This window comes from Acinetobacter sp. YH01003 (assembly GCF_013420525.1).
Classification (GTDB): Bacteria; Pseudomonadota; Gammaproteobacteria; order Pseudomonadales; family Moraxellaceae; genus Acinetobacter; species Acinetobacter towneri.
Genome location: NZ_VOXY01000005.1, coordinates 18619 through 41205, shown reverse-complemented (window position 1 = coordinate 41205; position 22587 = coordinate 18619). Strand labels below are relative to the sequence as shown.

Below are 22587 nucleotides of genomic sequence, written 5' to 3'. Positions count from 1 at the left end.
ATGTTTGTTTTACAGTTGCGTGAAAATCTCGCGTTTATCAAGGCGTGATTTTGGCAGTTTGGCATTAAAATCTTGTTCACTACGATAGCCTAAACACAATAAAACCGAAGGAATCAGTCCTTGCTCAGTTAGTTGCAGTTCTTGAGTTAAAATTGCTTCATCAAAACCACCAATTGGCGTTGCGTCAATTCCTTCAATGCCTGCAGCCAAAAGCATTTGTCCGAGTGCAATAAAGGTTTGATTTTCTGCCCAACGCTGAATATCGCCTTTTTCATTGCGGTAGTAATCGACATAACCTGTGCGGCTGTCTTTCTGACCTTGTTTAGCGGCTTCATCTTTAAAGCGTCCACTAGCAGCATCCTGATTAAGCAGGTTTTCTAAATGTAATTCGCTAATGTCAGCTTTGGTGCAAAATAAAATGGTATGCGAAGCATCTAAAACTTTAGGGGCGTTATAGGCGTACTTTCCAACTAAAGCTTTAGCAATACGTTGTTTGGCTTCAGGGCGATCTGCAATAAAAAAATGCCACGGCTGAATATTAATGGAAGATGGTGCTAAACGCAGAATTTCTAATAAACGCTCAAATTGTTCTGCAGGAATAGTGCGACTCGCATCATAGGCTTTGGTCGTATAACGAGTTTGTGCAACGTTGAGCAAATCCATGAATCATCTCCATTTAAAGACTATATTTGGGGCAGGTGTGCGCCAAAAGCTTAACATGCCTCGCTATGCTAACGGAATGAATCCATGTGCTATTTATGCGGTTAAGATGAGATGAGCACGACATAAACATCTTTAAACTTAGTGTTAAATTCAATCATGCAAGACGTTTTCACTATTGGTTGTTTATAGCAAATAGGCGTTAAATATAAACTTGAGCATGGTGCATCCCAAAGGTGTATGGATGGAATATATCAATTATTTTAAGCGTAAATTAAAAACTCAGCAGCAAATTGGCTTATGGGTAGGTTTAGCAGATGCGTATGGCACTGAAATTGCCGCCAATGCAGGCTATGACTGGCTTTTAATTGATGGGGAACATGCACCGAGTGATTTAAGAACCACTTTGTCACAATTACAAAGTATTGCGGCTTATCCCTCTCAAGCGGTGGTGCGCCCGCCGATTGGCAGTGTGCAACTCATTAAACAACTGTTGGATATTGGCGTACAAACTTTGCTGATTCCTATGGTTGAAAGCGTTGAACACGCTGAGTTGATGGTCAAAGCGGTACGTTATCCACCTGAAGGTATTCGCGGCGTAGGCGCAGCTTTAGCACGTGCAACTCGCTGGAACAGTATTCCAAATTATTACGCGACAGCGCATGAAAATATTTGTTTGCTCATTCAAATTGAATCGGTCACAGGTTTAGAAAATCTGGATGCTATTTTACAAGTCGATGGGATTGATGGGGTGTTTATTGGTGCGGTGGATTTATCTGCCACGATGGGTTATGAAGGCAATCCGAACCATCCAGAAGTACAAGCCGCTGTGGTCGATGCGATTCAACGGATTCGTGCAGCAGGCAAAGCAGCAGGGATTTTATCGACCCAACATGAAGTGACACAAAAGTATTTGGATTTAGGCACAGAATTTGTGGCAGTTGGGGTAGATACCAGTGTGTTGATGACTTCGCTGCGTGAGTTGTTGGCTAAATATAAAGCTGATGCCGAAGTGATTAAAACGGAAGGTGGGTATTAATCTGCTAGCTGAAGAGATTTTGGCTAAAGAGGTTTTAGTTAGCTATGTTTAGCTAAGTACCTTTAGTGTTGTATCTATTATTTTTATGTAAAGATGTTGCGCTTAATAGTTCCAATGACTCAGTTGCCAAGTTGCTAAGGCTTGATTTGGTTCAACTACTAAAATTTGTGCAGCATCTGTGCGCCAATCGCCTAATACAATTCTAGGTTTGCCGTGTTCATTGTGAATATTTGGACGATGCGTATGCCCATGAATTAACACATCTGCATGCTGCAAGGCTTGTGACACAGCATCTGCATTTACGTCCATGACGTCATAACTTTTGACTTGATTGGCTTGCTGACTTTTTTTGCGGAAACCTTGTGCAAGTTTTTGCCGAAAAGCCAAAGGTGTTTTCTTTAAAATCCCTAAAATGATGGGATTGCGAATGATTTTACGGAATTTTTGATAGGACACATCATCGGTACACAGTGCATCGCCATGTTCTAAACGTACCTGTTGAGAACCAATATGCAGCGTGTACACATCGGGCAGGAGTTGTCCTGAAAACTGATCTAAAAATTTCTGACCCAAAGCGAAATCACGATTGCCGACAATAAAGTAAATTTGATTACCTGCTTGGCTAAATTGCTTTAAACGTGCAACAACTTCATCGAGCCACGCTGCGGTGTAATCATCGCCAATCCATGCATTAAACCAGTCGCCTAAAATATACAGTTGGGTGTTTTTATTTTGATAAGCGTCTAGCAAATCTAAAAACCCCCGAACAAGTCGAGGGTGATTTGGTGACAAGTGTAAATCTGCGATAAACAGATAGGTCACGAATTATTCCTTGGAATCTCCCGAAATCCCTCTTTTAAAAGAGGGATTTCTCCTCCCTAAACGAATTTTAAAGCAGTACTTTAAAATGATGTGCGTAAGCGAGGTCGGGTAAGATTCTTATTCAGCAATGATTTTTGCAGATTCAATCACCACATTTTCTAGTGGAACATCTGCGTGATAACCACGGTTGCCAGTACGCACGCCTTTAATTGCATCTACAACGTCCATACCTTCAACAACTTTACCAAACACGGCATAACCCCAACCTTGTGCAGTTTTGCCTGTGTGGTTTAAGAAAGAGTTATTTTTTACGTTAATGAAGAACTGTGCAGAAGCAGAGTGAGGTGCTTGGGTACGTGCCATTGCAATTGTACCAACATCGTTGCTTAAGCCGTTGTCTGCTTCGTTTTCAATCGCATCACGTGTTGCTTTTTCTTTGAAGTTTTCATCCATGCCACCGCCTTGGATCATGAAACCATCAATAACACGGTGGAAAATTACGCCGTCATAAAAACCATCACGAACGTATTCTAAGAAGTTAGCAACTGTAATTGGTGCTTTTTCAGCGTTCAATTCTAAAACAATACGACCTTTATTGGTGTTTAATTCGACTTGAGGAAAACTCATTGTGTAATCTCCTAAACATGGACACGAATGCCATGGGTTTTTTGGTTGAGAGAAGCATAAGCAAACTGTAAACTACAAGGCAAGTAAAAACGTTATTTTCTTTGTTAAAAACAAGGAAAAGCGTTCTAATGGGTGATGTATGCTTCACTACTGAAGTTTCTGTAACCTAGTTTATCCAATTTTATTTTAGAAGTGATTTTATTGCTATGAAGCCAAATGATGTTGTTGCATCTCTGCCAAACACCCCGACACCAAGTTCAAATGCCTCTGTCGATGCTGTGCAGCAAGAACAACAGCCGGGCTTAGACTTTATACGTCAAGTCATTACCGATGATATTGCGGCGGGTCGCACTCAGCAGGTGGTGACACGTTTTCCACCTGAGCCGAATGGTTATTTGCATATTGGTCACGTGAAAGCAATTTGCTTGAACTTTGGCATCGCACAAGAATATCAAGGGGTGTGTAACTTACGTTTTGATGACACCAACCCAGATGCAGAAGAACAAGAATATGTTGATGGTATTGCCAATGACGTGAAATGGCTGGGTTTTGAGTGGAATGGCGAACCACGCTATGCATCAAGCTATTTCGATCAATTATATACATGGGCAATTCAGCTGATCGAACAAGGCGATGCTTATGTCGATTTGCAAACCCCTGATGAGATTAAGCTCAATCGTGGTTCTTTTGTAGAGCTGGGTAAAAATTCGCCATATCGTGATACGCCAGTAGCAGAAAACTTGGCTTTATTTGAAAAAATGCGCAATGGTGAATTAGGCGAAGGTCAGGCAGTACTCCGTGCCAAAATTGATATGGCTTCACCAAACGTACACATGCGTGATCCGATTTTGTATCGTGTTTTACATTCATCGCATCACCAAACGGGCGATAAATGGAAAATGTACCCAATGTATGATTATGCGCATCCATTATCAGATGCCATTGAAGGCATTACTCATTCACTATGTACTTTAGAATTCCAAGACCATCGTCCATTCTATGATTGGGTGGTGGAAAAGGTGAAATCCGAGGCTGTGCCGCGTCAGTATGAATCTAGCCGTTTGAATATTGATTACACCATCACATCTAAGCGTAAATTGCGTAAATTGGTTGAAGGCGGTTTTGTGAAAGGTTGGGATGACCCACGTATGCCAACAGTGGTCGGTATGCGTCGTCGTGGCTTTACACCAGAAGGTTTGCGTGATTTCTGTAAGCGTGTAGGTGTGTCTAAGTCTGATGGTATTGTGGATGTGGCAATGCTTGAATATTGCATCCGTCAATCTTTGGAAAATACTGCAGCACGTGGTATGGCGGTGTTAAATCCACTTAAAGTGACTTTGACTAACTTGCCAGAAGCATTAGATTTGGTCCATGCACGTCATCCAAATGTAGATATGGGTGAACGTATCATTCCACTGACTTCTGAAATTTACATTGACCGTAAAGACTTTGAAGAAGTGCCGCCTAAAGGCTTTAAGCGTTTAGTGCCTGAAGGAGAAGTACGTTTACGTCATGCTTATGTAATCAAGTGTGATGAAGTGATTAAAGATGCTAACGGCGAAGTCATTGAGCTGAAATGTTCAATTGACCCTGAAACTTTGGGCAAAAACCCAGAAGGTCGTAAAGTAAAAGGCGTGATTCACTGGGTCTCTGCAAGTAAAGGCGTTGCGGCAGAAGTTCGCTTATATGATCGCTTATTTACTGAGTCTGATCCAGAAGTGGGTGATGATTTCTTGGCGAATTTAAACCCCGAATCGTTGACTGTGGTACAAGCCATTGTTGAACCTGCATTGGCAACAGCACAACCAGAAGATCGTTTCCAATTTGAACGTGAAGGTTATTTTGTTGCAGATCAGTATGATCACAGTGCGGAAAAACCAGTGTTTAACCGCATTTTAGACTTAAAAGACAGCTTCAAACCTGGCAAGTAACACCTTATTTAAGTTTTAGCTTGCAACTTGAAAGCCCAACTTGATCAATTCAGGTTGGGCTTTTGGTTTTATCTATTTGAGGTTTATAGAATATTTTGTGAGATATACAGTGTCGCTAAAATGACTGCGATTAGCGGTTTTTATGCTGTTCCTGCTTCATCAGGATTTGCGGTAACTGCATTTTGGCTTTATCGCGTAGTTTCTTCTTAATATAGAGCACTAAAGCAAAGCAAGTGGTGGTCAGGGTCAGCATCATACTGTTCATATAACTCATCAATGAACTGACATAACCAATGGTGGTTAAACGATCCATCATCTTAAATACTTGCGGGCTGCTTTCCACACCTGTAATTGCCCAAGTGCATAAATGTTCACAGTTATTCATAATCAGATGATAATTGTTTTCATGCATTCTGGAGCGCATACGGCGTACCACTTTGCGGCCTTTATACTTGGGCGCATGATACGACTGCACAATAATATTTTTGCCGTGACTAAACTTTTCAATACTGGTCATTTCAATCGGGTGTTTTTTAAAAAGATGTGCAAAACCCGAATAGTGAATCACGCGACCACGCCCGGCATAGATACCATGATGGCTATAGCCGAAGTGTTTCACAATTAAATGTGCCCCTAAAGGAAATCGTGTTTTCTGCTTGAGCATCGTACGCTTGACCAATAAAGTAACATGAGTAGAGAAAAGAAATCAGGTTTTATAGTGTACTGCGTCTGAAGCAAATATGCGATAACCCATTCAGTTATATGCACAATTTGTAACATAGCAGGTATGGAGATGATAATGTTTTGTTCTCGGTGGAAGTGCTTATTGCTCTGTTATTTATTCTGCACGCCTACTGCACAAGCGGAAATTCGCGCATGGACGGTTAACAACAGTAAAATCAATGCAGATGTGGTGGAAGTGACACAGTTGTCACAGTTAGGCTTATATCTGAAAGATCGGCAAGGGAAACCATATCTGCAAATTTCACAACTACAAAAAAATCTACAGTCTTGTGAAAACATGCAATTTGCCATGAATGCAGGCATGTTTCATCCAGATTATTCGCCTGTGGGTTTGTATGTGGAACAAGGACGACAACTTAAAAAGCTGAACCGACAGCAACAGGGATGGGGGAATTTTTTAATTCAGCCCAATGGTGTACTGGCGTGGAATCATCAACGGGTGTTTTTAGGAACAACCCAACAATATGCCAATCAAGCGTTCAAAGCGCAGTATGCGACACAGTCTGGCCCAATGTTAGTTATTAATCGCCAGTTAAATTCACGTTTTTTGGCAGACAGTACTTCTTATAAAATTAGAAATGGGGTTGGGTTAAAAGACCAAAGCCTGTACTTTGTGATTAGCAAGACGCCCGTAACTTTTCATCAATTTGCCACCTTTTTTAAAGATGAGCTGCAAACGCCAAATGCCTTGTATTTAGATGGTTCGATTTCTACAGCGTATATTCCGAAATTACAACGTCATACTCATCCACATCGCAATTTAGGTCCAATTTTAGCTTATATAGATCATCAAGGCTGTAAACCCTAACATTGGAATTTGGTTTTGGCTTGGCTGAATTTATTGTCCAATAAAACCTAAGGCTGTGCCTTGCATCCTGCAGATTTTGACTGCTTCTTCGCTTTTCATTTGTTTGACTTCATTTTCAAATTGCTTTTTTTGTTGTTTAAGTTGCTCATCTGAAATACCCATGTTTTTAGCAAAACTTTCCATTTTCTCCCAAGTTTCGGCACATTCTTTCGGCATTGGGCTACAGGCTGTTAAACTTAGGCTGAGTAGGGCAAGACAGCTAAGGCTAGTTTTTTTCATTGTCATTTTCTCTGTTTGAATAATTCGAATTTATTGGTGTAATGATTATGTGTAGAAATATTAGCGCATGATTATGAAGATATGATTGACTGCGTTTGAAAAGATTAGCGTTTTTGTGCAAGCTCAAGCACGTGTCGCGATTTATAAAATTTATTGTTTTAAGTGCCAATATATTTGAAGCAATTAAAAAAGGCACTTAGTTCAACTAAATGCCTTTTTTATCATATTCCATTACTGGAATGGTAGATGCTGGAGTTCATTTAACTCTTTGCGGCTATAACCTCGCGAAGCGAGAACCTTCTTAATCCCGATAATGACATCTTCATCTGTGGCTTTGGTTAAAGCTTCGAGAAGTTGTTCATTTGTCTTGCAAGAGCAATCATTTTCAACACAAGCAATTTGATTTTTATGCTCGTTTTGCTGTTCTGTAGAGAACAACTTTTGCCAAAAACTCATAGAGCCTTCATTCACAACCTAACATAGATCGAAATATAGCCAATATAAAAAATAAATCAAGTCGACCTAAGTGATAAAAGCAGCAATCGAGTTGCAGAATTTTCGATGATATTGCATTTTTTAACGAAATTATGACAGTTAAAGGGCTTGTAATGCTTTAACTGATTCATTTACATCATAATATTTACAAGTGCTAAAAAGGAGAACTTGTAAATATTGAAGAATAATGCAACAAATTGTTTAAATCTTTTCCAGTAAAACACCCGACTCAACATGATGGGTGTATGGGAATTGATCAAACAGTGCAAATTGCGTCACTTTATGGCTTTGACACAAGGTTTTTAAATTGTCATGCAATGTGTCTGGGTTGCACGAAATATAAATAATACGCTTAAAACGCTGTAGGAGTTTTAAGGTGTCATCGTCAATTCCTGCGCGTGGCGGATCGACAAAGACCGTATCAAAATCATAACTTGCAAGATCAATGTTCGCTTCTTGCAAGCGGCGGAATTCACGCTCACCGTTATAGGCTTGAGTAAACTCTTCAGCCGATAAGCGTGCTACTTGAATATTCTCAATCTGGTTTTGTTCAATATTCCACTGCGCTGCATATACCGAAGATTTAGCCAGTTCTGTGGCAAGTACACGACGGAAACGAGTCGATAGCGGCAGGGTAAAGTTACCATTACCACAATAAAGTTCTAATAAATCTTGCTCAGAATATTCGGCAACCGTACATGCCCATTCCAGCATTTTTTGGCAAACTTGCGCGTTTGGCTGGGTAAAGCTGCTTTCAATTTGCTTATAGGTATAAGTGCGCTCAAAAACCTGTAATTGTTCAACTACATACTCATCGGATAGCACGAATTTTTGCCCACGGCTGCGTCCAATCAGTTTAATGTTTAATGCTTTGCTCAAAGCTTGGGCTGCAGGCTCCCAATCAGATTCAAGTTTGCGGTGATAAAGCAGTGAAACCAACATTTCGCCACTTAAAGTCGCTAAAAAATGCACTTCAAATAAACGAGCCGATAATACGGGATCGGCTTTCAGGGCGGCTAACAGCTTTGGCATTAATAAGTTAATGCTGCGGTCTGCAATCGGAAACTCATCTACACGAATAACTTTTTTCTGCTTATCTTCACTGCGTTCAAACATGGCATAAAACAGATCATCTTCAATATGCCAAATTCGGAACTCTGCCCGCATACGGTAGTTGTGTTCTGGTGAGGCAAATACTTGCAAGGCAGGCGGGTTATATTCGGCAAATTGGGCAGAAATACGGGCAACTTTTGCATCAAGTTGTTGCTGATAAGATGAGGTCATATGCAGTAAACATCACAAACACAGAGAAAGAGCGATGGTAACAAAGTTTTAAAGAGATACCTAAAACTATTATGAAAATGATGCAATCCTGCAAGATGTCAAAATAGCCTAAGCATGTTGATGACATCTTACAAGTGGAAAAATTTAGATACTGTAATTACTTTAAACTTGATGTAATTGATCGAACAATTGCTGCATGCCCTCAGTGGCAGTTTTGGAAATCCGTTGAAATTGAGCAGGAAGTTGGGCTTGCATGGCTTTTGGGTCAATATAATAAGCCTGACAATTTGCAGGAATTTCGTGTACTAATCCAGCAACAGGGTACACCACCAAACTTGTACCAATCACAATAAAAATATCGGCATCTTGAATCAAATCCAGTGCTTCTTCATAGGCAGGAACTGCTTCGCCAAACCAGACCACATGCGGACGTAAAGGATAGCCTTGTGGGCAAAGATCCTGTTGCAAGTTCAGCGAGTCACCTTCAATTGGAAAAAATTCTGTCGTGTATTGTGCATGAGGCCCTGAGCTTTTGGCTAAACGAATATTGCCGTGTAAATGCAAAACTTCTGAACTGCCTGCACGTTCATGCAAATCATCAATATTTTGGGTGATCACTTGTACATCAAAATCATCTTCAAGTTCAGCAATTAAGCGATGCGCCAAGTTAGGCTGCGCATTAAGAATGTTTTTACGACGTTCATTATAAAAGCGTTGGACTAATTCAGGATTCCTTGCCCATGCTTCAGGACTTGCGACATCCTCCACGCGATGTTTTTCCCATAAGCCATCACCATCTCTAAAGGTGTTGATTCCACTTTCTGCGCTCATACCTGCACCCGAAAAAACCACTAATTTACGCATGTTTTATTCTCTTGATGGATGGTTAGATTTGAGTATAAGTGCCGAAAATAGAAACACAAATCTACAGCTCATTTTTTCAGAATTTTAAGTATCTAAATATGTGAAAGTTTAGTGCTGTCTATAACTTTGCTGAATAATTGAATCAAAGTTCACTTTTTATTGCTTGTTATTTCATTTTAATGATAGAACATAAAGTAAAGTAGTATGACGCTACAAAATCAAATATTGATGAACCAGAACCTATAATAATGTGCAGAGGATGCCATGTCACAACACAATCCATCGCCAAATCACACGCCTGCAACTCACAGTGAAAAAGTGAAATTTGATTGGAAAGATCCTTTTTTGCTTGAACAGCAATTGACTGAAACCGAACGTATGATTCGTGATAGTGCCTATGCTTATTGTCAGGAAAAATTACTGCCGCGGGTACGTGATCAGTTTAGACATGAAACGGTAGATCGCAGCATCTTCCGTGAAATGGGTGAGCTTGGTTTGTTAGGCTCAACCATACCTGAACAATATGGCGGTGCAGGTTTAAATTATGTGAGTTATGGATTAATTTCACGTGAAATTGAACGGGTCGATTCAGGCTATCGTTCTATGGCAAGTGTACAAAGCTCATTGGTGATGGTGCCAATTTATGAGTTTGGCAGTGAAGCACAAAAACAGAAATATTTACCCAAACTTGCTTCGGGTGAATGGGTGGGATGTTTCGGTCTGACTGAACCTGATTTTGGCTCCGACCCTGGCAGTATGAACAGCAGAGCACATAAAGTTGCTGGCGGTTATCGTTTACACGGTGCGAAAATGTGGATTACCAATAGTCCAATTGCCGATGTATTTGTGGTGTGGGCAAAAGAAGTTTCAGCAGATGGGCAAGTGGGTGATATTCGCGGTTTTATTTTAGAAAAAGGTTGGGATGGACTTTCTGCACCAATCATTCAAGGCAAGGTTGGTTTACGCGCTTCAATCACAGGTGAAATTGTCATGGACAATGTTTTTGTGCCTGAAGAAAATATGTTACCTGAAGTGCGTGGTTTAAAAGGGCCGTTCACTTGTTTAAATAGTGCACGTTATGGCATTGCTTGGGGTGCTATGGGTGCGGCTGAGTTTTGTTGGCATACTGCGCATCAATATACGATGGATCGGATTCAGTTCGGACGTCCTTTGGCGGCCAATCAGCTCATTCAAAAGAAACTTGGCGATATGCAAACCGAAATCGCGCTGGGTTTACAAATTGCTTTACGTTTTGGTCGTATGAAAGATGAGGGTATTGCTTCACTCGAAGGTACTTCGCTGATTAAACGCAACAACTGTGGCAAGGCCTTAGAGATTGCTCGTATGGCGCGCGATATGCTTGGTGGGAATGGTATCAGTGATGAATATGGCGTGGCGCGGCATTTGGTCAATTTGGAAGTCGTGAATACCTATGAAGGGACGCACGATGTGCATGCGCTAATTTTAGGTCGTGCGCAAACGGGTATCGCGGCTTTTGCCAATTAAATCTAGATCTAAACTAAATCTAGGTCTAATGATGCTACGGTGGAAAATATTGCAAACCACATTTTCCACCGTTTTACTTTAGCTGTTTAGTTTTAAAAATTGGCTAATTTCCTGATTAAATTTCAACGGTTCGGTCAGTAAAGGGGTATGCCCAGATTGGTGAAATATGACTTGTTTCGCATTCGGCATAGCTTCTACCACTTGACGTTGTCCTTCTGCCGCATACAAGGTCGATTGTGCGCCTGTAAAAAAGACTGTCGGACAACCCAGTTGAGTTAAAGCCTCACGATAATCTTCCTGATGGTGTAAATAATTGTCGATATACCAGCGTAAATAATCTAAACGCTGTGTAGGTAAAATATAGCGTTGTAAAACAGGACGTTTGACGGCCAGTTTAAATAAAAACGGACTGATTTTATTGCTGGCTTGTAATTCTATAAATTCTAGCCAAAGTTCGACTAAGTTTTTACGCTGCAACACATCCATTTGTTGAATATCAGTATATTGCGCGTGATCATGTAAAAACTCGGACAGATGAATCAATAACTGTTTAAATTGTTGATGTTGATTGCCAAATAAGCCATAAGGCCAGTTTTCATCTACCCCAATTTTTGGTGCTTGGTCAATTTGTAAATAACTGCTTAAATGCGCAGCCAATTGTCCATATTGCATGCCATGCATGGCAGTGGTTGCCCCCATGGAATAGCCAATCAGTTTAAATTGTTGCAGGTTCTGTTGTTGAAGCAGACTGTTTAAATCTTGCCAATGGCTCGAAATAGCATCCAGTTCTGGAACGGCACACAGGTTTGAACCCCCAAAACCACGCCAGTCTGGAATAATAAAACGATACTGCTTTTTATGTTGATACAGAAATGGCAACCATTGCCAACTGTGCATGCCTAAACCTGAAAGCACAACCACAGGCTCACCTTGACCAAATTCACGTACAAATAGAGCTTCGCCATCGGGCATGCGGTAAAAAGGCATCAGCATTTCCTTGCATGGTTGTAATTAAAGATGCGTTATTCTTTATAGCATAGCCTGATCATTTCTGTATGGTGAGCAACCCTGATTTCACATTGATGTGGTTGCTATTACTTAAAAATATACTTTTAAGATGAGGCTTCGGCATCAAACTTTTTCAGTTCAGGAATCACATTTTCTAGCCATTCAATCCAGCCAATTTCCTGATCTATCCCTAGCTGCAAAATCATTTTATGAATATACAGGGTACGGTTGTTCGCAGGTGCTTGGCTAAAGTCTTTGGCAAAAATCTGTTGATAGGTGTGCAACTTGGCTTTGTGAAGCAGCAAATGTCGTTCTAGTTCGGGTAAGACGCTGTTGCCGCCAAGTTGGGCTTCGGCACGTAAACGTACCATAAGTTCTTCGCGTAATTGTGCAGGCGGGCTTTGCTCGACCATCCAGTTTGCCAGTTCATGCCGCCCCAAAGCTTCTACCTGATAGGTTTTGCTACGACTGCTAGAATCTTCATCTTCTAAGGTTGAAATCCAACCTTTTTTCAGCATTGTATTTAGTTCGCGATAAATTTGTTGATGGGTCGCATTCCAGAAAAACCCCATAGAGCGGTCAAAACGGCGTGCCAATTCAATACCGTTACTGGGTTTTTCAATTAAACTGGTCAATAAAACGTGAGCGAGCGACATAAACAGAGCAACTTTATTTTTTTCAGCTTTAATTATGCAACATGTTGCATAAAAATTAAATCTAGAATATAAAAGTATGCAACAAGTTGCATTAAGCATAAAACAGCCAGCATTTTTGCCAGCAGGGAGATTCTATGTCTGACTATCCACATTTACTTGCGCCTTTAGATTTAGGCTTTACCACTTTAAAAAATCGGGTCTTAATGGGTTCAATGCACGTTGGACTAGAAGAAGCACCGGGTGGATACGAACGTATGGCGGCTTTTTATGCAGAGCGTGCCAAAGGTGGCGTTGGGCTGATTGTAACAGGTGGTATTTCACCGAATGATGCAGGCTTAACCTTTGCGGGCGGCAATAAACTTGATACTCGTCAAGAAGCAGAAAAACATAAAGTGGTGACTCAGGCTGTGCATGATGCAGGCGGCAAAATTGCTTTACAGATTTTACATACGGGACGTTATTCCTATCAGCCCGATATTGTCGCACCGTCAGCAATTCAGGCACCGATTAACCCAAGTAAACCACATGCACTAACATCGGCAGAAGTACAGCAAACCATTGCCGACTTTGTGAATTGTGCCAAATTGGCACAATACGCAGGCTATGATGGTGTCGAAATCATGGGTTCGGAAGGCTATTTAATTAATGAGTTTATTGTTGCGCGTACCAACCATCGTGATGATGAATGGGGCGGCAGTTATGAAAACCGTATTCGTTTCCCAATTGAAATTGTTAAACGTACCCGTGCAGAAGTGGGTGAAAACTTTATTATTATTTACCGCTTGTCGATGTTGGATTTAGTCGAAGGCGGTTCGAGTTTTGAAGAAGTGGTGCAATTGGCACAAGCGATTGAAAAAGCAGGTGCAACCATTATCAATACAGGGATTGGCTGGCATGAAGCACGTATCCCAACCATTGCTACCAAAGTCCCTCGCGCAGCTTTTACATGGGTGACAGAGAAATTAAAAGGTTTGGTTAAAGTGCCACTGATCACTTCAAACCGTATTAACACCCCTGAAATGGCTGAGCATGTTTTGGCTGCAGGACATGCCGATATGGTATCGATGGCACGTCCAATGTTGGCAGATGCTTTCTTTGTGCAAAAAGCAGAGCAAGGTCGCAGTGATGAAATCAACACATGTATTGGTTGTAACCAAGCTTGTTTAGACCATATTTTCTCAATGAAGATTGCTTCATGTTTGGTCAATCCACGTGCTTGCCATGAAACAGAACTCATTTTTAAAGAAGCAACACAGACTAAAAAAATTGCGGTGATTGGTGCAGGGCCTGCAGGTTTGAGCTTTGCAACCTATGCTGCAGAACGTGGGCATCAGGTGACGATTTTTGAAGCATCGAATCAAATTGGTGGGCAGTTTAATATTGCTAAAACCATTCCTGGTAAAGAAGAGTTTTACGAAACTTTGCGCTATTTCAAACGCCAAATTGAGCTGCAACCGAATATTAAATTGGTATTGAATCATACGGCTAGTTTTGAACAATTGCTCAATGCTGACTTCGATGATGTGGTTGTGGCAACAGGTGTAACCCCGCGTCAATTGGATATCGCAGGTATTAATCACCCTAAAGTGCTGAGCTATATTGAGGTATTAAAAGAGCGTAAGCCTGTAGGTCAACGTGTTGCGATTATTGGCGCTGGTGGTATTGGTTTTGATACTGCAGAATATTTAAGCCATGAAGGTGAAAGTGGTAGTCTAAATCCTGAAAAATTCTACGATGAATGGGGAATTGATACCAATTATGCGCATGTCGGTGGTTTAAAAGCAGCAAAAGTTGAAGAATCGCCACGTGAAATTTATTTATTGCAACGTAAAGCATCATCCGTGGGTGCTGGCTTGGGTAAAACAACAGGCTGGATTCATCGTACAGGTTTAAAAAACCGTGACGTTAAAATGATTGCAGGGGCAAGTTATGACCTGATTGATGATCAAGGCTTGCACATCACCGTCAATGGTCAAAGTACAGTGCTCGAAGTTGATCATGTGGTGATTTGTGCAGGGCAAGAGTCTTACACCGCCATGTATGAGCAATTACAGGCAGCAGGCAAAAATGTGCATTTAATTGGTGGGGCGAAAGAAGCAGGCGAGTTAGATGCCAAACGTGCAATTCGTCAGGGTGCTGAATTGGCAGCGAAAATTTAATGTAATTCCTTCTCCCTCTCCTTTGGGAGGGGGCTGGGGAGAGAGTTAATAATCGCTTCTGCCCAGTGCAGCAGTGCTTCAGTCTCACTCAGGGACTCTGCATAGAAATGAAATATCAAAACAAAAAAAAGGAACTTAACATGACTTTGGAAACAACAAAATTAGCGGTACAGCGTTGGCATACAATGCTGCAAAACCATGATATGTCTATTTTGAGTGAATTGCTGGCAGATGATGTGGTGTTTCGTTCACCTGTAGCGTACCAACCTTATGCGGGTAAACAAGTGGTATTTTTTATTTTGACCAATGTAATTCAGGTCTTTGAAAACTTTACTTATCACCGTGAGTTTTATACTGAAGATGGTTGCAATGTTGTACTTGAATTTTCCGCCAATGTGGGAGATAAAAAACTTAAAGGAATTGATATGATTCAATTCAATACACAAGGACAAATTGTGGACTTTGAAGTGATGATTCGCCCGAAAAGTGGTTTAGAGGCATTGGCTGTGCAAATGGGACAACGTATGGCTGCCTTTATGCCAACCGAAAAATAAAATACCGCGTGTGTATGGCAATGAAGTTGTTTTATAGAAATCGGTTTCGGGTTGGCATGCTTGAAAGTGCATGTATTGCTTGGGAGTAAAATGATGTCTACATTACAAAAAATAGCGAAAATTACACAAGCGGTTTTAGATCAGGTCACAGGCGCAGATTTACCGACGTTGTATTATCATCCACATGGAGAAATCCGTCGGGTATTGGATTATTTACCACAGCTCAAAGAAAAATACCGTCCAACACCGTGGCTGTCCAATACACATGCGCATCTTTTATATTTTGATTTAATTAAAAAGAAAACCATTCGTCAGCAGTATGATCGGGTTGATCAACTCACTATGCAAGATGGCGGTATCACCGCAGTTGCTTGGGTGGGTTATGACTTACCTGCAGATACTCCCACAATTGTTTTAATGCATACCATTACAGGTTCTTTGGAAAGTATGCGTGAGTTGGTGCGCGATTTACATCAGCAGACACAGTGGCGTATTGCCTTATGTTTACGTCGTGGGCATGGCAATTTACCTATGCCTGTACCACAAATGAATCTGTTTGGTTCGACGCATGATTTGCGTGAACAAATAGTGTTTATTCAGCAACAATTTCCACAATCTGAATTATATGCTGTTGGTTCTTCCGCAGGGACAGGATTATTGGTGCGCTATTTGGGCGAAGAAGGCGAGCAAACCCCAATTAAAGCCGCGTTTGCACTGTGCCCAGGATATAACACTGAACTAGGCTTTCAGCATGTGCATCCTTTTTACAGTAAAGTGATGACCAAAAAATTATTCCAGTTTTTTATTCAGCCCCATCAGGACATTTGGCAAAACGTAAAATCTTTATCGCAAGTGTTAAGTGCGACTACATTGGCAGAGTTTGAAAAGGCGTATTTTGAATTGGCGGGTTTTGAAGATTATGACAGCTACACACAAGCCATTAACCCAATTTATGTGTTTGAGAATGTCAAAATTCCGCTTATGGTTTTAAATGCAGAAGATGACCCAGTGTGCCACATCAAAAACTTTGACCCTTATAAAGAAACCATACGGAAAATGCCAAATATTATGGTGGTGACGACCCGTAAAGGCAGTCATTGTGGTTTTTATGAAGGTGTCGGTTTTACTAAATCTTGGGCATCGCGTTTAATTTCTAATTATTTTAAAGTGCAATCGCAGTTGCTGCAGGCAAGTTAAAGTGAAGCGCACAAACCTATATAGAAATAGGTAGCTGTATTGCAAATGTATTCACGAGTTATCTCAGCGAAGACTCATCCAAATGAATAAAAAACCCAGTACACAATGACTGGGTTTTTTAACGTCAATTCAAATCTAAGATAAGAACTTACACCTTAAAACTGACTTTAACTTAAAGCTTAGTTTTAAGTGAGCACTTAGTTCTCAAGTGCTGGGGTTGCAGCAGCAATCGCAGCGGCAACAGCATCATCTTCAGATTGAGCACCTGTGTTATTGCTTGGACGTGCTTGAGTTGGTTTATCTTCTGCTACAGGAGCTGCCGCTTTCGGCGCAGGCGCAGGTGCAGCAGCAGGTTGTGCAGGTGTTTCACGACGGATTTCAGTTGTGGTGTTCACTGTTTCAGTGCGCTCCACTTCTACCTGTGCAGGCGCTTCTGGTTCAGCATCTTGAATGTTTTCAACAGGTTCTAGTGGTTCAAATTGAGCAGTTTCAGTAGTTTGTTCAGTTTGAACCTCTACTTGTTCTTGCTCATCTTGCTTTGGCTGTTCTTTTTTTACACATGCAGTTAATAACAACGCCGTTGCAATTGCACCACAAATTAAAAGTTTCTTATTCATAATTGCACAAAATAAAAGATCGGATAGACGGACGTATTATAGCAATAAAATGACAGATGAAAATCCTCTCAAGAAGTTCTAATTTTTTATAGGAAATGCTGATAGAATAACCAATTGTTTATTGTTCTATGAATTGATGCGGAATGACTTTGCTTTATTGGTGCAGAGTAAAGTAAAATTGCGCAACATTGCAGGCCGATTTAGGCTCGATTGTACGAGAAACCCAATGACCCATTTTATTTTCGTGACTGGTGGTGTAGTTTCATCACTAGGTAAAGGTATTTCAGCTGCTTCAGTTGCTGCACTTTTAGAAGCCCGTGGTTTAAAAGTAACCATGGTCAAAATGGATCCATACATTAATGTCGATCCAGGGACAATGAGTCCTTTCCAACATGGTGAAGTTTTTGTCACAGAGGATGGTGCCGAAACTGACTTAGATTTGGGTTATTACGAACGTTTCTTGCGTCGTGCGAAAATGACCAAGTTAAATAACTTTACATCTGGTCGCGTGTATCAAGACGTTCTAAACAAAGAGCGCCGTGGTGATTACTTGGGCGGTACTGTTCAGGTGATTCCACACATTACCGATAATATTAAAGAACGTGTACTTCGCGCTGGCGAAGGCTACGATGTCGCAATCGTAGAAATTGGCGGTACAGTAGGCGACATTGAATCTCTCCCATTCATGGAATCTGTACGTCAATTGATGGTGGAATTAGGGCATAAGCGTACTATGCTCATGCACTTAACTTTATTGCCATATATCAAATCTGCGGCAGAGTTAAAAACCAAGCCAACTCAACACTCAGTTAAAGAATTGTTATCTATCGGTATTCAGCCAGATATTCTCATCTGCCGTACTGAACATGATGTTGATGCTGACACTACCCGTAAAATTGCGTTATTTACCAACGTAGAAGCACGTGCGGTTGTGGTATGTAAAGATGCCAAAACCATCTACCAAATTCCGCGTACATTCTATGAACAAGACGTTGATGATTTAATTTGTGAGCGTTTTGGCTTCAATGATCTTCCAGAAGCAGATTTATCTGATTGGGATAACGTAGTTGATGCATTATTGAACCCTGAATACAGCGTTCGTGTGGCGATGGTGGGTAAATATGTTGAACTGCCAGATGCCTATAAATCTGTAAACGAAGCATTATTGCATGCGGGTATTCAAAACCGCGTCAAAGTTGAAATTGACTATGTCAATGCAGAAGACCTTGAAAGCCAAGACGTTAATACTGTACTTAAAGATGCCGATGCAATTTTAGTTCCGGGCGGCTTTGGTGAGCGCGGTACCGAAGGTAAAATGCAAGCCATCAAATATGCACGTGAAAACGGTGTCCCATTCTTGGGAATCTGTTTGGGTATGCAATTGGCTGTGATTGAATATGCACGTAATGTGGCAGGTATTGCCGATGCAAGTTCAACAGAGTTTAACCGTTCGACTAAGTCGCCACTTATTGGTTTGATTACTGAATGGTTAGATGAGCGCGGCGAAGTTCAACAGCGTTCTGTCGATTCTGACTTGGGCGGCACTATGCGTTTAGGTGCACAAAAATCTGAATTGGTTGAAGGTACCAAAACTCGTGAAGTGTATGGTTCTGCAGAAATTGTAGAGCGCCATCGCCATCGCTATGAAATGAATAACCGTTATATTCCTGTGCTTGAAGAAGCAGGTCTTAAAATTTCGGGTTATTCACCAATTCAGCACTTGGTTGAAACTGTTGAAATTCCGCAACATCCTTGGTTTATTGCGGTACAATTCCACCCAGAATTTACCAGCTCGCCACGTGATGGACATCCATTGTTTGCTGGCTTTATCGGTGCGGCAAAACAACAGCATCAAAAAACCAAATAAGATGGCTTTAGGGATAAACTAGGAAGTTGAAATGTCACAATTAAAACCACAAGAAATTGTACGTTTGGGTGATATACAAATGGCGAATCATTTGCCATTTGTATTGTTTGGCGGCATGAATGTACTTGAGTCTAAAGACCTTGCATTTGAAATTGCTGAAACTTATGTGGATATTTGCACACGCTTAAATATCCCGTATGTATTCAAAGCCAGTTTTGACAAAGCCAACCGTTCTAGCCTGAACTCATTTCGTGGTCCCGGTTTAGAAAAAGGTATTGAATGGCTGGTTGACATTAAAAAGCATTTTAATGTGCCAATTATTACCGATGTGCATGAGCCGTATCAGGCTGCGCCTGTGGCAGAAGTGGCAGATATTATTCAGCTTCCTGCGTTTTTAAGTCGCCAAACCGATTTGGTTGAAGCGATGGCAAAAACTCAAGCCATTATCAACATCAAAAAAGCACAATTCCTTGCGCCGCACGAAATGCGTCATATTTTGCATAAGTGTTTAGAAGCAGGGAATGACAAATTGATTCTTTGTGAGCGTGGTTCAGCATTTGGTTACAACAACTTGGTTGTCGATATGCTGGGCTTTGACATCATGAAAGAAATGAATGTACCTGTGTTCTTTGATGTAACCCATGCTTTGCAAACTCCGGGTGGTCGTGCAGATTCGGCAGGTGGTCGTCGTGCACAAATTACCACCTTGGCACGTGCAGGTATGGCAACTGGCTTGGCAGGTTTATTCCTAGAAGCACATCCTGAACCAGAGCAGGCAAAGTGTGATGGCCCATGTGCATTGCGTCTATCACAACTTGAGCCGTTCTTGGCACAGCTTAAAGAATTGGATACCTTGGTAAAAGGTTTCCAAAAGCTAGATACACACTAAATTAGATCCATATTAAATTATAGACTCATTGATGCCTAAAGCATCACGTTATTAATCAACTGAGGAATTGTTCATGAGCCAAATCGTTGACATTCGTGCACGTGAAATTTTGGACTCTCGTGGTAACCCAACCATCGAAGCAGACGTAATCTTAGCATCTGGCGTAGTTGGCCGTGCATGTGCACCATCAGGTGCTTCAACTGGTTCTCGTGAAGCTCTAGAACTTCGTGATGGCGATAAAGCACGTTACTTGGGTAAAGGCGTTAAAACTGCGGTAAATAACGTCAATACTTTAATTCGTGATGCTTTACTTGGTAAGTCTGTGTTTGAACAAAAAGACATCGACAACACCATGATTGCGCTTGATGGTACTGAAAACAAAGAAAAATTAGGTGCTAACGCAACTTTAGCCGTGTCTTTGGCTGCTGCGCGCGCTGCTGCTGATGAAAAGAAAATTCCTCTTTTCCAATACATCGCAGACCTTCGTAACAACAGCATTTTAACCATGCCTGTACCAATGATGAACATCTTAAATGGTGGTTCACACGCAGACAACAACGTTGATATTCAAGAGTTCATGATTGAGCCAGTGGGCTTTACTTCATTCTCTGAAGCATTACGTGCTGGTGCAGAAATTTTCCACTCATTAAAATCTGTATTGAATCAAAAAGGTTTAAACACAGCAGTGGGTGATGAAGGTGGTTTTGCGCCAAACTTACGTTCTAACGAAGAAGCAATCACAGTTATTCTTGAAGCTATTGAGAAGACTGGCTACAAAGCGGGTTCTGACATCATGTTGGCGCTTGACTGTGCATCTTCAGAATTCTACAAAAATGGTCAGTACATTCTTGCAGGTGAAGGCAACAAAGCATTCACAAGCAACCAATTCTCTGACTATTTAGCTGGTCTTGTAAATCAATATCCAATTATCTCAATTGAAGATGGTTTAGATGAGTCTGATTGGGAAGGTTGGTCTTACCTCACTTCGATCTTAGGTGACAAGATTCAATTGGTCGGTGATGACTTGTTCGTTACTAACCCGAAAATCTTACAACGCGGTATCGATGAAAAAGTAGGTAACTCAATCCTGATCAAGTACAACCAAATTGGTACTTTGACTGAAACGCTTGATGCAATTTACCTTGCGAAAGCCAATGGTTACACAACTGTTATTTCACACCGTTCAGGTGAAACTGAAGATTCTACAATTGCGGATCTTGCAGTAGGTACAGCAGCAGGTCAAATCAAGACTGGTTCACTGTGCCGTTCTGACCGTGTAGCAAAATATAACCAATTACTTCGTATTGAAGAATTGACGAATGCTGCATATCGCGGTAAAGCTGAGTTCAAAGGTTTGAACTAAGCGAAATCAGTAGATGTCATTATTAAATGTATTTGACTCCAAAGCGAGTAAAGCATTGTTGGGCCTTGCGATCTTTTTGATCGCAGGGTTTCAATATTTACACTGGTTTGGTGAAGGTGGTTATCGTGACCATGCTGCACTGACAGAAAAAATCCAACAACAAATAGAATTAAATACAGAGCTGAAGGAGCGCAATCGTGTACTTGCAGCAGAAGTTTATGATTTAAAAAATGGGGTAGAAGCCATTGAAGAGCATGCCCGTTTAGATTTAGGCTTAATTAAGCCACATGAAACCTTTGTGCAAATGAGCACCATCAGCACACAATATAAACCAATTTATATTCAACCAAATTCCACAGTAGATTTACGCACCAATGAATCACAACAACCTGCAGCAGCAACCGCCCCGACACCCTAAACTTTGGGCGGTTATTCCCGCAGCGGGTTCTGGTAGTCGTTTTTCTAGAACTGAACTTAAACAATATCAGTATATTCAAGATCAAACAGTCTTAGCGCACAGCATCGCACGTTTAAATCACTTGCCTTTAGCGGGTTATGTTTTGGCGATTGGTCAAGCAGATGATGTGGCGCAAAACCTAAACTTGGCAGAAAAAGAAAAAGCACATTTTTGCGTAGGTGGTGCAGAGCGAGTGGATTCAGTCTTGAATGCACTGCATTATTTATCTGAAATCGCCCATGTAGATGACTGGGTTTTGGTGCATGATGCAGCGCGTCCTTGTGTGACAGCTGCTTGCCTTGAACAGTTGTATCAGACTGCACTGGCAACAGATCAAAGTGCAATTTTGGCTATTCCAGTGCGTGATACTTTAAAAAAGGTAAGCCAAGGCACAAAAATTGAAACCACGGTAAGCCGTGACCAACTTTGGCAAGCGCAAACTCCGCAAATTGCTAAACTTGATGTGCTTAAAACAGCCATTGAATCTGCATTAAAACAGCAATTGACGATTACCGATGAGGCCAGTGCTTTAGAAGCAGCAGGGCAAATTGTAAATGTTGTGCACGGTCGTTCGGATAATATTAAAATCACCTATCCCGATGATTTAGAGCTGGCACGTTTAATTTTAGCCTCACAACAACATGGATGATAAAAATCTAGTGTAATTAACACCGCGTTAAACTTGAATCTTCAACGATTAAGCTTTAATGATTCACTCTGTGCCGCTTTGCTTCTATAATTGTCCATCCTGTCTATTTTAA

General features: G+C 41.1%; 23 protein-coding genes. 12 read left to right on the top strand and 11 right to left on the bottom strand.

Features of this window, described 5'->3' with window-relative positions:
- Nucleotides 1-9: 9 nt before the first annotated feature.
- Complete coding sequence (gene nfsB / locus FTT70_RS06520; RefSeq protein WP_004973304.1) at nucleotides 10-663, bottom strand: oxygen-insensitive NAD(P)H nitroreductase; 654 nt, start codon at nucleotides 661-663, stop codon at nucleotides 10-12.
- A gap of 241 nt (nucleotides 664-904) precedes the next feature.
- Here nfsB and hpaI point away from each other — a divergent pair, with 241 nt between their 5' ends.
- A complete protein-coding gene (hpaI, locus tag FTT70_RS06515; protein WP_096900940.1) occupies nucleotides 905-1699 on the top strand; it encodes a 4-hydroxy-2-oxoheptanedioate aldolase in 795 nt (264 codons plus the stop codon).
- Nucleotides 1700-1801: 102 nt separating this feature from the next.
- On the opposite strand, the gene FTT70_RS06510 is transcribed toward hpaI, so the two are convergent.
- Entirely contained in the window at nucleotides 1802-2521 is a 720-nt protein-coding gene (locus FTT70_RS06510) for a UDP-2,3-diacylglucosamine diphosphatase (RefSeq protein ID WP_154320706.1), read from the bottom strand.
- 117 nt (nucleotides 2522-2638) lie between these two features.
- Nucleotides 2639-3148 (bottom strand): peptidylprolyl isomerase, encoded by a 510-nt coding sequence (locus FTT70_RS06505; RefSeq protein WP_004973310.1) that lies wholly within the window; start codon nucleotides 3146-3148, stop codon nucleotides 2639-2641.
- A gap of 206 nt (nucleotides 3149-3354) precedes the next feature.
- Here FTT70_RS06505 and FTT70_RS06500 point away from each other — a divergent pair, with 206 nt between their 5' ends.
- Entirely contained in the window at nucleotides 3355-5079 is a 1725-nt protein-coding gene (locus FTT70_RS06500) for a glutamine--tRNA ligase/YqeY domain fusion protein (RefSeq protein WP_180051456.1), read from the top strand.
- Between the two features lie 130 nt (nucleotides 5080-5209).
- On the opposite strand, the gene FTT70_RS06495 is transcribed toward FTT70_RS06500, so the two are convergent.
- Nucleotides 5210-5743, bottom strand: coding sequence for a lecithin retinol acyltransferase family protein (locus FTT70_RS06495; protein ID WP_096900868.1), 534 nt, complete (start codon nucleotides 5741-5743; stop codon nucleotides 5210-5212).
- Between the two features lie 135 nt (nucleotides 5744-5878).
- Between FTT70_RS06495 and FTT70_RS06490 the strand changes: the two genes are divergently transcribed.
- The gene (locus FTT70_RS06490; RefSeq protein WP_257229369.1) at nucleotides 5879-6631 is read left to right on the top strand and encodes a phosphodiester glycosidase family protein; all 753 of its coding nucleotides are present in this window, start codon (nucleotides 5879-5881) and stop codon (nucleotides 6629-6631) included.
- 30 nt (nucleotides 6632-6661) lie between these two features.
- Here FTT70_RS06490 and FTT70_RS06485 read toward each other — a convergent pair whose 3' ends face one another.
- From FTT70_RS06485 to FTT70_RS06470, 4 genes are all read right to left on the bottom strand, one after another.
- Nucleotides 6662-6910: a hypothetical protein gene (locus tag FTT70_RS06485; RefSeq protein WP_004973320.1), complete on the bottom strand. Its 249-nt coding sequence runs from the start codon at nucleotides 6908-6910 to the stop codon at nucleotides 6662-6664.
- A gap of 231 nt (nucleotides 6911-7141) precedes the next feature.
- Nucleotides 7142-7366 carry a hypothetical protein gene (locus FTT70_RS06480; protein ID WP_004973321.1) on the bottom strand — a complete coding sequence of 75 codons (225 nt, stop codon included), beginning with the start codon at nucleotides 7364-7366 and terminating at the stop codon, nucleotides 7142-7144.
- Nucleotides 7367-7606: 240 nt separating this feature from the next.
- Entirely contained in the window at nucleotides 7607-8689 is a 1083-nt protein-coding gene (trmA, locus tag FTT70_RS06475) for a tRNA (uridine(54)-C5)-methyltransferase TrmA (protein ID WP_154320708.1), read from the bottom strand.
- Between the two features lie 162 nt (nucleotides 8690-8851).
- The gene (locus FTT70_RS06470; protein WP_004973326.1) at nucleotides 8852-9553 is read right to left on the bottom strand and encodes an NAD-dependent deacylase; all 702 of its coding nucleotides are present in this window, start codon (nucleotides 9551-9553) and stop codon (nucleotides 8852-8854) included.
- 264 nt (nucleotides 9554-9817) lie between these two features.
- On the opposite strand from FTT70_RS06470, the gene FTT70_RS06465 reads away from it, so the two are divergent.
- Complete coding sequence (locus tag FTT70_RS06465; protein WP_180168422.1) at nucleotides 9818-11059, top strand: acyl-CoA dehydrogenase; 1242 nt, start codon at nucleotides 9818-9820, stop codon at nucleotides 11057-11059.
- Nucleotides 11060-11137: 78 nt separating this feature from the next.
- Here FTT70_RS06465 and FTT70_RS06460 read toward each other — a convergent pair whose 3' ends face one another.
- Together FTT70_RS06460 and FTT70_RS06455 are read right to left on the bottom strand one after the other, a co-directional pair.
- A complete protein-coding gene (locus FTT70_RS06460) occupies nucleotides 11138-12046 on the bottom strand; it encodes an alpha/beta fold hydrolase (protein ID WP_096900864.1) in 909 nt (302 codons plus the stop codon).
- 125 nt (nucleotides 12047-12171) lie between these two features.
- On the bottom strand, nucleotides 12172-12723 hold the full coding sequence (locus FTT70_RS06455) for a PadR family transcriptional regulator (protein ID WP_004973333.1): 552 nt from the start codon (nucleotides 12721-12723) through the stop codon (nucleotides 12172-12174).
- Between the two features lie 134 nt (nucleotides 12724-12857).
- Here FTT70_RS06455 and FTT70_RS06450 point away from each other — a divergent pair, with 134 nt between their 5' ends.
- From FTT70_RS06450 to FTT70_RS06440, 3 genes are all read left to right on the top strand, one after another.
- On the top strand, nucleotides 12858-14882 hold the full coding sequence (locus FTT70_RS06450; RefSeq protein WP_004973335.1) for an NADPH-dependent 2,4-dienoyl-CoA reductase: 2025 nt from the start codon (nucleotides 12858-12860) through the stop codon (nucleotides 14880-14882).
- A 140-nt stretch (nucleotides 14883-15022) separates the two neighbouring features.
- Nucleotides 15023-15436 carry a nuclear transport factor 2 family protein gene (locus FTT70_RS06445; RefSeq protein WP_004973337.1) on the top strand — a complete coding sequence of 138 codons (414 nt, stop codon included), beginning with the start codon at nucleotides 15023-15025 and terminating at the stop codon, nucleotides 15434-15436.
- Nucleotides 15437-15526: 90 nt separating this feature from the next.
- Complete coding sequence (locus FTT70_RS06440) at nucleotides 15527-16633, top strand: YheT family hydrolase (protein WP_026438425.1); 1107 nt, start codon at nucleotides 15527-15529, stop codon at nucleotides 16631-16633.
- Between the two features lie 197 nt (nucleotides 16634-16830).
- Here FTT70_RS06440 and FTT70_RS06435 read toward each other — a convergent pair whose 3' ends face one another.
- The gene (locus FTT70_RS06435; RefSeq protein ID WP_096900861.1) at nucleotides 16831-17250 is read right to left on the bottom strand and encodes an internalin; all 420 of its coding nucleotides are present in this window, start codon (nucleotides 17248-17250) and stop codon (nucleotides 16831-16833) included.
- 226 nt (nucleotides 17251-17476) lie between these two features.
- Here FTT70_RS06435 and FTT70_RS06430 point away from each other — a divergent pair, with 226 nt between their 5' ends.
- From FTT70_RS06430 to ispD, 5 genes are all read left to right on the top strand, one after another.
- Nucleotides 17477-19117 carry a CTP synthase gene (locus FTT70_RS06430; protein WP_004973343.1) on the top strand — a complete coding sequence of 547 codons (1641 nt, stop codon included), beginning with the start codon at nucleotides 17477-17479 and terminating at the stop codon, nucleotides 19115-19117.
- A gap of 31 nt (nucleotides 19118-19148) precedes the next feature.
- Complete coding sequence (gene kdsA, locus FTT70_RS06425) at nucleotides 19149-20006, top strand: 3-deoxy-8-phosphooctulonate synthase (RefSeq protein ID WP_180168421.1); 858 nt, start codon at nucleotides 19149-19151, stop codon at nucleotides 20004-20006.
- A gap of 73 nt (nucleotides 20007-20079) precedes the next feature.
- A complete protein-coding gene (eno, locus tag FTT70_RS06420; RefSeq protein ID WP_004973347.1) occupies nucleotides 20080-21369 on the top strand; it encodes a phosphopyruvate hydratase in 1290 nt (429 codons plus the stop codon).
- Nucleotides 21370-21382: 13 nt separating this feature from the next.
- On the top strand, nucleotides 21383-21787 hold the full coding sequence (locus tag FTT70_RS06415; RefSeq protein ID WP_167846043.1) for a septum formation initiator family protein: 405 nt from the start codon (nucleotides 21383-21385) through the stop codon (nucleotides 21785-21787).
- Nucleotides 21744-22475 carry a 2-C-methyl-D-erythritol 4-phosphate cytidylyltransferase gene (gene ispD / locus FTT70_RS06410; protein ID WP_167846042.1) on the top strand — a complete coding sequence of 244 codons (732 nt, stop codon included), beginning with the start codon at nucleotides 21744-21746 and terminating at the stop codon, nucleotides 22473-22475. Before FTT70_RS06415 ends, ispD begins: the two co-directional genes overlap by 44 nt.
- Nucleotides 22476-22587: the final 112 nt, after the last annotated feature.